At 62.6% G+C, this 11,171-nt stretch carries 10 protein-coding genes; 9 read left to right on the top strand and 1 reads right to left on the bottom strand.

Features of this window, described 5'->3' with window-relative positions; translation table 11 throughout:
* Positions 1–4 precede the first annotated feature (4 nt).
* Complete coding sequence (locus EEB13_RS01400; protein ID WP_095886504.1) at positions 5–646, bottom strand: GNAT family N-acetyltransferase; 642 nt, start codon at positions 644–646, stop codon at positions 5–7.
* Between the two features lie 181 nt (positions 647–827).
* On the opposite strand from EEB13_RS01400, the gene EEB13_RS01395 reads away from it, so the two are divergent.
* The 9 genes from EEB13_RS01395 (at position 828) to mraY (ending at position 11,171) form a co-directional block, all read left to right on the top strand.
* A complete protein-coding gene (locus tag EEB13_RS01395) occupies positions 828–1,385 on the top strand; it encodes an SAV_6107 family HEPN domain-containing protein (RefSeq protein WP_242484544.1) in 558 nt (185 codons plus the stop codon).
* A 238-nt stretch (positions 1,386–1,623) separates the two neighbouring features.
* Entirely contained in the window at positions 1,624–2,070 is a 447-nt protein-coding gene (locus EEB13_RS01390) for a DUF3040 domain-containing protein (RefSeq protein WP_033231008.1), read from the top strand.
* A gap of 532 nt (positions 2,071–2,602) precedes the next feature.
* Positions 2,603–3,034, top strand: a complete 432-nt coding sequence (gene mraZ, locus EEB13_RS01385) for a division/cell wall cluster transcriptional repressor MraZ (protein WP_033231007.1) — start codon at positions 2,603–2,605, stop codon at positions 3,032–3,034.
* Between the two features lie 158 nt (positions 3,035–3,192).
* Positions 3,193–4,206 (top strand): 16S rRNA (cytosine(1402)-N(4))-methyltransferase RsmH, encoded by a 1,014-nt coding sequence (gene rsmH, locus EEB13_RS01380; protein ID WP_045071103.1) that lies wholly within the window; start codon positions 3,193–3,195, stop codon positions 4,204–4,206.
* Complete coding sequence (locus EEB13_RS01375; RefSeq protein ID WP_095886503.1) at positions 4,203–4,871, top strand: hypothetical protein; 669 nt, start codon at positions 4,203–4,205, stop codon at positions 4,869–4,871. The genes rsmH and EEB13_RS01375 overlap by 4 nt, the downstream gene beginning before the upstream one ends.
* Positions 4,868–6,811 carry a peptidoglycan D,D-transpeptidase FtsI family protein gene (locus EEB13_RS01370; RefSeq protein ID WP_233365276.1) on the top strand — a complete coding sequence of 648 codons (1,944 nt, stop codon included), beginning with the start codon at positions 4,868–4,870 and terminating at the stop codon, positions 6,809–6,811. The genes EEB13_RS01375 and EEB13_RS01370 overlap by 4 nt, the downstream gene beginning before the upstream one ends.
* A 153-nt stretch (positions 6,812–6,964) precedes the next feature.
* Entirely contained in the window at positions 6,965–8,596 is a 1,632-nt protein-coding gene (locus EEB13_RS01365) for a UDP-N-acetylmuramoyl-L-alanyl-D-glutamate--2,6-diaminopimelate ligase (RefSeq protein WP_116101961.1), read from the top strand.
* Positions 8,593–10,092 (top strand): UDP-N-acetylmuramoyl-tripeptide--D-alanyl-D-alanine ligase, encoded by a 1,500-nt coding sequence (gene murF, locus EEB13_RS01360; RefSeq protein ID WP_045070313.1) that lies wholly within the window; start codon positions 8,593–8,595, stop codon positions 10,090–10,092. Before EEB13_RS01365 ends, murF begins: the two co-directional genes overlap by 4 nt.
* Positions 10,089–11,171, top strand: a complete 1,083-nt coding sequence (gene mraY / locus EEB13_RS01355) for a phospho-N-acetylmuramoyl-pentapeptide-transferase (RefSeq protein WP_033231003.1) — start codon at positions 10,089–10,091, stop codon at positions 11,169–11,171. Before murF ends, mraY begins: the two co-directional genes overlap by 4 nt.

Genomic DNA, 11,171 nt, shown 5'->3' with positions numbered 1-11,171 from the left:
GCGGTCACAGCGGCAATCCTCGTCCGAGCACGGCAAACGGTCGACTGTCTCCGGCAAAGCGGAATCGCCTGAGCACGTCCTGAAATCCCAGTCGCCGATACAACCGCCACGCACGGTTGTCTTCGTCGTACACCTCGGGAGTGGACAGGAGAACGGAGCGCTCCATCCGATCTCGCAAGAGATGCCGAAGCAGGGATTCACCCAGGCGATGTCCCTGGCCACTGGGATGGACGTGGAGTTCGGTCAGTTCGAAGTAATCGTCGAGAATGGCCGAGATCTCGGACTGCGGCCGACCGCTGCGACGCAGTCCGTGCAACACCTGTTGGTGCCACCACTGGTCCGAACTTCCGCGATAGCCGTAGGCGATTCCGATCAGGGGAGCAGAAGTGTCTACAGGAGCAGCAGAGTTTTCCGGAGCAACAGTGTTCGCAGTGGGTTCTCGTCCGGCACAGGCGCCGACGGCTTTCCATCCCGGCCTGGTCGAGTGCTCCGTCCACATCGGCGCGCGGTGGAACTCGGTGCCACGTGGATAGTCCATCGCGGTGACGTACACGGACAGTGCCTCGTGTAGTCGATTCGCGAATTCCTCGCGGTCGAGGTCGACCGTGTACGGAGTCCAGGCGATCTGCGGGTCGACTGGTCTCACCTCTTCTCTTGACTACTTGTCGGTGGGTGCAGTTATATTGAATAGGTCGAACGAATGTTCGATAAGGGTGATCTGGAAATGACACCCGAGGTGGGGATGCCCGAAGGGAAGCGGGCATCCCCACCGCACCAGATTTCGATCCTTGTGAATGCAATCCCCTTTGGCGCGGGAGGTGCCCCGGATGTCCGATCGAGCGAAGTCCGAAAGAACACCGAAGTCCGAAAGGGCGCTGCCGGCGGAACTGGCGTGCCCCTCGCGGTCGGCGCTGTCACGGCTCCCGAAGTCAGCGAAAATGCCGGGGCGAGTGGCGCGATCGTCCGCCGCCGCGTTCTCCGGAAGTGGGTCCGCAGGCGGACTCGCGTGGAATCTGTTGGGGAAGGCCGATTCATTGTTGGCGGAGTCCGTCGGAGCAGGAGACGCGTCAGAACGCTTTCGATGCGCCTATCTGGCAGCGTTGCGCGGCGCTGGAGCAGTTCTGGCTGTGGGTGCGACGGGAAGTGGACGGCGTAAGAAGAGCGGGAACGCATGGACCCGGTTGGACGCGGACGCACCCACTTTCGGCGCGTGGTCGAGTTACTTCGCCGGCTGGTCGAACACCCGGGCGGCGGTGGAAACAGGCATGCAGGTGGATCTCAGCGACGCTGATGCCGATGGATTTTCTGTCGAAGTAGGCCGATTTCTGACTGCGGTCGAAGATTTTGTCGGTCAGGCTCGTCGAATCGACCTGAGAGCATCCTGAAATTTTTGATGTCTGAGATGGCCGAATTCAGAGAAAATGCAGGTTCTGTGGCCTGATGGGGCCTGATTTACGGTTCGGCCGGGCAAATACGTACGCTTGTGGCATAACTCGTACCCAGAGTTGGTGGTCCGCGACCTAAACTGCTCGTAGTATAAAAAGCAGGTAGTCGTTCACGTTGACTACCCGCCACCTCACACCGTGGGGTGGTTGCCTAACTTCCAGTGCCGGGGGAGGTACCGTGCCACTCTCCGAGCACGAGCAGCGCATGCTCGATCAGATCGAGAGCGCTCTCTATGCCGAAGACCCCAAGTTCGCCTCCAATGTGAGGGGCGGCCGTATGAGGGCGCCGTCGAGTAGACGGCGTTTTCAAGCTGCGGCGCTCTTTGTTGTGGGCTTGATCCTGTTGATTGCAGGCCTTCAAGTCCTCAAACTGGGCTCGTTTCCGATTCTCAGCTTGGTCGGGTTCCTGTGTATGTTCGGCGCCGGCGTCATGCTCTTGTGGGGCGGCGGTCGACGGACTGGGACACCAACTGCGGACGGCGCTCAGGCCGGTGAACACCAGTCCGGGCCTCCAGGCGCGGGTGGGTCGAGCGGCGGCCGAGGGCATTCACGCGGTCGACGATCAGGTGGGGGATTCTCTTCCCGAATGGAAGATCGATTCCGTCGCCGGTTCGAGCAGGACTAGCTCTGACGCAAGCTGATGATCCCGTCGGCCAGTTCGGCGGGAGAGTCACGGTGGTCAATTTCACCTGAATTGTTCCACCTGTGCGGGTGGCGCGTGCGCCCTCGCAAGCGACATAACTCATAACAAAACATGACGGTCGGCAACCACTGGTTGCCGGCCGTCTGTCGCGTTACCAGGGGACCATGGTCCCCTCCACTTTCCTCCCCTGCTATGGGTAGTTCTGGCGTAAAGATGGGCGCATGGGGCTGCGGCAATCCGCCGTACTCGTTGAGCTGGACTTATAGGTCGAATGTGGGCATGTGTGACGTAGGGCGGAGCACGTCGGTGATGTGCGTGGGGACACTGCTGACGAAAATTCCCCAACTTTCCCCACCTGCTTTGAGCTGCTAATACTCAGCAAATCAGCCCGGTTAGTGCCCGGTAGCTCCTTGTGTGTGGGGGAAAGTGGGGTACTGTGGGTGCGGGCGGAGAGCTTGAAGCCGTATTTCGCCCAAACGGGAGGGTTTCGGCGAAAGCTCGCAGGAGGTGTCGAGTGTTCCTCGGAACCTTCACGCCGAAGCTCGACGACAAAGGCCGGCTCACCTTGCCGGCCAAGTTCCGAGAAGAGTTGTCAGGAGGGTTGATGATCACCAAGAGTCAGGATCACAGCCTTGCTGTCTATCCCCGGGACGAGTTCGTCAAGCTGGCTCGTAAAGCAGCGGCAGCTCCACGTAATGATCCGGCCGCACGAGCGTATGTTCGCGCTCTGGCAGCCGGCACGGATGAACAGCACGCCGATGCCCAGGGGCGAATCACCCTCTCGGCTGATCATCGGCGTTACGCAAACCTCTCCAAGGAATGCGTAGTGACCGGGTCTGTCGACTACCTCGAAATCTGGGATCTCGAAGCCTGGGAGAGGTATCTCGGAGACAACGAAGAGGACTATTCCCAAGCAATTGGCGAATCTCTCAGCGAGATCGTCTAGGCGGATAGTTTGTGGCGAATGCCACGAGGCCTCTGCCCGGAAAGACCCTGACGCACTTCCCCAGCGCCAGGTTCTCCTTCGGGCAGGGACCTCGGAGCATTCGCCCGTTCGAGCAGTCATTCTTCATCGGAATCATGAAAGTAGGAGCCGGAGCACACATGGTTGATCGCGAGGTGAACGAACCCTCGGACACCGACGGCTTCGCGCACGTTCCTGTTCTTCTGCACCGCGCAGACGACCTCCTCGGTCCCGCTATCACTGCTGTCGGTGACGGCGGCGCCGGCGCTGTCATGATCGACGCGACACTCGGCCTGGGTGGGCATTCCGAGTTCTTCCTCGGAAAGTACCCGGGACTGCACCTCATCGGTCTCGATCGCGACACCAATGCGCTGGCAATCGCGTCGGAGCGTCTTGCTCCCTTCGCTGACCGAACGACGTTCGTACACACCACCTATGACGGCATCGAAGATGCGCTCGAGCAGGCGGGCCTGCCGACGACGGAGTCGGTTCATGCGATTCTCTTCGACCTCGGTGTTTCCTCGATGCAGTTGGACGAAGCTGATCGTGGTTTTGCGTATTCGATAGACGCACCGTTGGACATGCGGATGGACCAGACCGTCGGGCTCACCGCGGCCGAGGTTCTCAATACCTACAGCCACGGCGATCTCGCCCGAATTCTGAGTACGTACGGCGAAGAGCGTTTTGCGGGAAAGATTGCGTCCGAGATACTTCGGCAGCGCGAGAAGGAGCCGTTCACCACCAGTGCCGCTCTGGTCGAACTGTTGTATCGGACCATCCCTGCGGCCACCCGTCGCACCGGCGGGCATCCGGCAAAGCGCACGTTCCAAGCTCTGCGGATCGAGGTAAACGCCGAATTGGATTCCTTGCGTGCCGCAGTACCGGCAGGATTGGACGCCCTCGCAGTTGGCGGCCGAGTTGTCTTCATGTCGTACCAGTCGCTCGAGGATCGAGTTGTCAAGGCAGAGTTGGTTCCTCGCTCCAAGTCGACCAGCCCTGAGGGGCTTCCGGTCGAGCTTCCCGGCATGGGCCCGGAGTTCAAGATCCTGACCCGGGGTGCAGAGCGAGCTTCGGAGCAGGAAATCGAGGAGAACCCACGAGCAGCTCCGGTGCGCTTGCGTGCCGCTGAACGCATTGCCAGGAGGCGGGCATGACGAAGCAGAGCACCACCGGGGACGAATCTTCACGTAAGCACCGTTCGGGTGCGGCGCAGCGTGCCTACGAAAAGCGAACGGCTCGGGCGCTCGGGCGCAGCGGGGTGGGTGCCAGTGGCACCGCACTCTCTCGAGGCGGCGAGTTCAAGGCCCGAATTCCGTTTGTAGTCTCCATCATCGGACTGTTCTCCATCGGACTTGCCGTGACGTTGCTCCTGACGACCCGGTCCGCCGAGGACTCGTATCAACTCAGCGATGCCCGCGAGTTCAATCAGTCTTTGGTGGAGCAGAAGGCTGCTCTCGAGCGCGATTTCCAGTCGCGTAACTCCGCACCGGAGCTTGCCAATCAGGCGAGCGCGCTCGGCATGGTTCCGGCCAAGGATCCGGCCCGCCTTGTTGTCCACCCGGACGGTAGCGTCGAGGTGGTCGGTACACCGGCGCCGGCGAGTGCCGAACCGTTGCCGCCGCTCGACGCACCTGTCGTGGCGTCGCCGCCCCGGGTGGCAACCACCGCACCTTCGGCGCCCCCGGCTGCGCGGACGACTGCGCCGGCTCCACTCAACCCGCAAAACCTCGCTCAGAGTGAGCAATTGATCCCCGTCACGTCCGCTCCTCCGTCCCCGACCACGACGGTGGTGCCGTCTCCGACTGAGGACCGTCGGTGAATCGGGACCCACACTACGACGCGCGCCGACGAGATCCCCAGTACGACGCGCCTCGGCGAGATCCACGTCGTCAACCTGCCGGGCAGCGGGCTTCTCGGGGTCCTCGCGGATCGAAGTCTGCGACCTTCCCGTTTCGTCAGCGTGTAGGTCGGTGGACGATGTGTGGGGCGCTTGCCGTTGCAGCGCTGCAGCTGTTGTGGATTCAAGGCGTCGACGCTCCGAGCCTCGCTGCGGAGTCGGCCAATCAGCGCACGACGACTCAGATCGATCCGGCGGTTCGAGGATCGATCACGGATCGGAACGGCACGACGCTCGCATTCACGATGGAAGCGAAGGCGCTGACGTTCCAGCCGAAAGCCGTTCGCAAAGAACTGGAAGAAGCCCGGACCAAGAGCATCGAAGCGGGTGTCGAACCAGATCAGCAGGCACCCGAAGTGTCGACTCGGCTGGCCGAGATCGCGGCCGGAGTCCACGCGAAGCTGGGTGATGCAGCCCCGGAAAAGGACATTCTCGCGAAGTTGAACAGCGAGGAGACGTTTGTCTATCTGGCGCGGAGCGTCGATCCGGCTGTTGCAGCGGAGATTTCGGACAGCTTCCGTGAGGTCGGCCTCGAACGCCAGGATATCCGCGAGTATCCGGGCGGCTCACTCGCGGCCAATATGGTCGGTGCAACCGGGTGGGATGGGCACGGACTACTCGGCCTCGAGGATTCGATGGACTCGACCCTTGCCGGTATAGACGGTTCCCAGACCTACGACCGCGGTAGTGACGGCGCTGTGATTCCGGGCAGTTGGCGCGACAAGCAGCCTGCCGTCAACGGCTCCGGAGTTCAGCTTACGATCGATTCCGACCTCCAGTTCTTCGTTCAGCAACAGGTGCAGATTGCGAAGGACAAATCAGGTGCGAAGAACGCGTCGGTTGTCGTCCAGGACGTTGCGACCGGTCAGGTTCTGGCAATGGCCAATGACAACACGTTCAACCCTGGGATCGGTCTGGAAAATAATCTGCGGTCGGTCGAGACAGGCAATCTGTCGGTCACGAGCCCGTTCGAACCTGGTTCGGTGAACAAGATCATCACCGCGGCGGCGGCCGTCGAGGACGGATTGACCACACCGGACGAGGTTCTGCAGGTTCCGGGAAGCATCACGATGTCGGGGGCGACGGTCAAGGACGCGTGGGATCACGGTGTGGTTCCGTACACCTCTACCGGTGTGTTCGGGAAGTCGTCCAATGTCGGAACGCTCATGCTCGCCGAGCGGATCGGCGAGGATAGGTTTGCCGAGATGCTCGACAAGTTCGGTTTGGGACAGCGCACCGAGGTCGGGCTTCCCGACGAGAGTGCCGGCTTGGTCCCCAGCCGCGACCAGTGGTCCGGTGGCACGTTTGCCAACTTGCCGATCGGTCAGGGCTTGTCCATGACTTTGCTGCAGATGACTGGCATGTACCAGGCGATTGCCAATGACGGCGTTCGTATTCCGCCGCGCATCGTCAAGTCCACCGAGAACTCGTCAGGGGAGCGAACCGAAGCGCCGCAGCCTGACGGTATCGAGGTGGTGAGCCCGGAAACAGCGGCGACAGTTCGGGACATGTTCCGATCGGTTACGCAGGACGACACCGGAAATCAGCGCGGCACGGGTGTGGCTGCGGGCGTAGAGGGCTATCAGGTCAGCGGCAAGACCGGCACCGCACAGCAGATCGATCCGGCGTGCAAGTGCTACTCCAACTCCAACTACTGGATCACGTTTGCGGGCATCGCACCGGCAGACAACCCGCGGTTCGTGATCGGAATCATGTTGGATGCTCCCGTTCGCGGTGTCGACGGCGGCGGCGGACAATCGGCCGCACCGTTGTTCCACAACATCGCGTCGTGGATGCTGCAGCGTGACAGTGTGCCGATGTCCCCGGATCCGGGTCGTAAGTTGGTGCTGCAGGCGGACTGATCGAGCGGATCACGATCCACAGTTTCGTCAGGGATCACGATCCACGCGGTCTTCGGGGTGTTCCTGCACGCGGTAATCTCATACGTCGCAGTTTTCGGTTGTCCGAATCTGCGACTGCCATGACCAACGACAATCGCCAGGAGTCGAGTGACAGTGCCGAATCGTTCGCAATCGTCAGAGCCGGGTGTAGCGGTGAACGCACGACCGGCGAATCCGATTGAGACGGCGATCACGGCCTTGGCGGAGTTGTCCGGAGCCCGACTCGACTGGCTGCACGCGGAATGGTCGGGTGCCGGGAAGGCCGCCACCGTCGTATCGGGTGTCGACCTGCGTGCGCAGGACATCGTCGCCGGCGATTTGTTTGCCGCGCTGCCGGGCGCACGCTCGCACGGCGCGCAGTTCGCCGGTGACGCATTGGCCAGTGGAGCTGCCGCGATCTTGACCGACGACGACGGGTTGGCGTTGTTGCGCGCGTCGAACCCGAGCGTCGACCGGCCGGTGATGGTTCTCGTTCACCCGAAGCCTCGGGATGTCCTCGGCGAGATCTCGGCTGAGATTTACAGCCGACCGTCGGAGAAGATGCAGGTCATCGGCATCACCGGTACGTCGGGAAAGACCACAACGTCCTACCTGTTGGAAGCGGCGTTGGTCGGTGCGGGACGAAACCCCGGTCTGGTCGGCACCATCGAGACCAGAATCCATGGACGGCGGGTTCCGAGCGCTCTCACCACGCCGGAGGCTCCACACCTCCATGCCTTGTTTGCCGTGATGGCAGAGCAGGGTATCGATACCGTTGTGATGGAAGTGTCGAGTCACGCGCTTTCCCTCGGCCGCGTCGACGGCATCCGATTCGACATCGGAGCGTTCACCAACCTTTCGCAGGATCACCTGGACTTTCACCGAGACTTCGAAGAGTACTTCGCGGCGAAGGCCCGTCTGTTCGATCCGGCGTCCACAGTTCACGCCGATAGCGCCGTTATCTGCGTCGACGACGGGTGGGGACGTCGGATGGCAGAAGTGGCGTCCGCAGGCGACGTGACAACGGTGGCGACCACGGAAGCCGAGTCCGACTGGAAGGTCGGTTCGGTCGAGGTTGCAGCCGACGGTTCCCAGTTGTTCGACCTTTCCGGACCGAATGAGCAGTCGTGGCCGGTGTCCTTGCGACTGCCGGGTCGATACAACGTGGCAAACGCCGCGCTGGCCCTGACGGTGAGCGCGAAGGCCGGTATCGATGTGCAATCGGCGGTGGCGGCGGTGGGATCGGTAGACGTTCCAGGTCGCGTGCAGCGAATCGACCGCGGTCAAGATTTCCTCGCCGTGGTCGACTACGCGCACAAACCCGCCGCGCTCGAGGCTGTCATCGCGACGCTGCGTAATCAGGTTTCCGGACGCGTCGGGGTTGTTGTCGGTGCCGGCGGTGATCGCGATGCGGGTAAACGCGCTTTGATGGGGGAGGCCGGCGCGAGAGGCAGCGATCTGCTGATCGTCACCGACGACAACCCTCGGACCGAAGTACCTGCCACGATTCGCGCAGCAGTGATGGCCGGGGCGCTCGCGGTCCCGGAATCCGAGCGTGGGGTTGTGCTCGAGGTCGGGGACCGCGCGGAAGCGATCGAACAAGCCGTTCGTTGGGCACAGCCCGGCGACGTAGTACTGGTGGCCGGCAAGGGCCACGAAACAGGTCAGGAAATCGACGGGGTCAAGCACCCGTTCGACGACCGCGAGGTGCTGGGAGACGCGATCGACCGGATCGCGATCGACACAGCGCATGGAGGCACGAAATGATCCCGATGACGCTCTCTCGGATTGCCGAGATCGTCGGAGGAACTCTGCACGACGTCGACGATCCGTCGGCAATGGTGACAGGGACCGTCGAATTCGATTCTCGCAGAGTAGGTCCGGGTGGACTGTTCCTGGCGCTGCCAGGCGCCCGCGTCGACGGTCACGAGCACGCCGAAGCAGCGGTTGCGGCCGGCGCGGTGGCTGTGCTCGCCGCGCGGCCGGTGGGAGTACCCGCCATCGTGGTGGCGCCGACGCAAACGAGCGGTCCGAGTTCGGTCATGGCGCTCGAGCACGACGCAGACGGTTCCGGTGCGGCAGTGCTGAACGCATTGGGGCTATTGGCGCGCGCGGTAGTCGATACGTTGTCGGCGCAGAACGGTCTCACTGTTGTCGGGATCACCGGATCGGCCGGCAAGACGTCCACCAAGGATCTTGTTGCTGCGGTATTGCGTGGTTCGGGCGACGTTGTTGCTCCGCCCGGTTCGTTCAACAACGAATTGGGTCACCCCTGGACCGCCCTTCGCGCCGACGAGCAGACCAAATTCCTGGTATTGGAAATGTCGGCCCGCGGCCTCGGTCACATCGCGGAGTTGGCGCGGATCGCTCCGCCCAAGATCGGCGTCGTCCTGAACGTGGGTACGGCGCACCTCGGTGAGTTCGGCTCCCGTGAGGCGATCGCAGCCACCAAAGGTGAACTGGTCGAAGCACTTCCGTCGGCGGCCGATGGCGGAGTCGCCATCCTCAACGCCGATGATCGTATGGTCGCGGCCATGGCGTCGCGGACCGCAGCGCGGGTGGTGTTGGTTGGTCAGTCCGAAGGTGCGCACGTGCGCGCGACGGACGTGACCGTCGACGATCAGGCTCGTGCGAGTTTCACCCTGAACTCGGAGAAGGGTTCTGCGCGAATCCGTCTCGCGGTTCACGGTGAACATCAGGTCGGCAACGCGCTTGCCGCGGCCGCCGTTGCACTCGAGAACGGCGTGGAGGTCGCCGAGATCGCCCGCATCCTCGAAGACACCAAGGCCGCGTCGGCCCGGCGCATGGACGTCAGCGACCGCAGCGACGGCGTCACCGTGATCAACGACAGTTACAACGCCAATCCGGACTCGATGCGCGCAGCGCTCAAGGCGTTGGTGTCGATGGCCAGATCGGACCGTCATTTCGGCCGTCGCAGCTGGGCTGTGCTCGGTGAGATGGCGGAACTCGGTCCCGAGTCGGTAGTCGAGCACGATGCGATCGGCCGATTGGCCGTGCGGCTCGACGTCACGAAGCTCATTGTTGTCGGCACCGGTCGTCCGGCCCGCGCGATGCACCAGGGCGCAGTGATGGAGGGCTCATGGGGAGACGAGTCGATGGTTGTCCCGGACGCTGCCGCGGCCTTGAAGGTGCTCGAGGCGGAACTGGAGCCAGGTGATCTGGTGCTGGTCAAGGCTTCACAGTCGATCGGACTCTGGACGGTCGCCGAGGCGGTCCTGGCGCAGAAGCAGGTGTCGGAGTGATCCAGATTCTGCTGGCCGCGGGCATCGCTCTCGCGGTCTCGATCATGCTCACGCCGATTCTGATCAAGGCGTTTGCAAAACAGGGATTCGGCCAGGAGATCCGCACCGAAGGCCCGGCCAGTCACCAGGCGAAGCGCGGCACACCCACAATGGGCGGCGTCGCTATCCTTGCCGGAATCTGGGCGGGGTACTTCGGAACGCATCTCATCGGAATGGGCATCGACGGGGCGGAGGGCCCGACCGCGTCCGGGTTGCTGGTTCTCGGTCTGACAACGGCGCTCGGCGGCGTCGGCTTCCTCGACGACTTCATCAAGATCCGCAAGCAGCGCAATCTCGGTCTGAACAAGACGGCAAAACTGGTGGGGCAGTTTGTCGCGGCCGTGATCTTCGGAATCCTCGCGTTGCAGTTCCGCGGCGCCGACGGTCTCACGCCGGGCAGCGTCCACCTGTCCTACGTGCGTGACATCGCCACGGTGTCGCTCGGTTCGGTCGTCTTCATCGCGTTCTGCTACTTGCTGGTCAGTGCGTGGTCGAATGCCGTCAACCTCACCGACGGCCTCGACGGACTTGCGGCGGGCGCAATGAGCTTCGTTCTCGGCGCCTACGTCATCATCACGTTCTGGCAGTTCCGCAACTCGTGCGAAACCAGTCCGGTCAAGGGTTGCTACGACGTGCGTGACCCGCTCGATCTGGCCTTGATCTGCGCTGCCGGCGCCGGAGCGTGTATCGGATTCCTGTGGTGGAACGCCGCTCCCGCAAAGATATTCATGGGTGATACCGGTTCGCTGGCCCTCGGCGGCATGCTTGCCGGACTCTCGATCACCACCAACACCGAACTCTTGATGGTTGTCATCGGCGCACTGTTCGTCGCTGAGGCTGCGTCGGTGGTGATCCAGGTAGCAGTATTCAAGTCCAGCCGTCGACGGGTATTCCGAATGGCACCGTTCCACCATCACTTCGAACTTGCCGGGTGGGCGGAAACCACGGTCATCATCAGATTCTGGCTGCTCGCCGCGATTGCGTCGGCGATCGGGCTTGCACTCTTCTACAGCGAATTCCTCGCAGCTATCGGAGGCTGA

It is taken from the genome of Rhodococcus sp. WS3, from assembly GCF_003797085.1.
GTDB lineage: Bacteria > Actinomycetota > Actinomycetes > Mycobacteriales > Mycobacteriaceae > Rhodococcus_F > Rhodococcus_F globerula.
This window is presented reverse-complemented; position numbering and strand designations above follow the sequence as displayed.

Coding starts and splice junctions, on each gene's coding strand:
- EEB13_RS01395 (WP_242484544.1), top strand. CDS start 828: ATGTCCGATCGAGCGAAGTCCGAAAGAACACCGAAGTCCGAAAGGGCG.
- rsmH (WP_045071103.1), top strand. CDS start 3,193: ATGGTTGATCGCGAGGTGAACGAACCCTCGGACACCGACGGCTTCGCG.
- EEB13_RS01375 (WP_095886503.1), top strand. CDS start 4,203: ATGACGAAGCAGAGCACCACCGGGGACGAATCTTCACGTAAGCACCGT.
- murF (WP_045070313.1), top strand. CDS start 8,593: ATGATCCCGATGACGCTCTCTCGGATTGCCGAGATCGTCGGAGGAACT.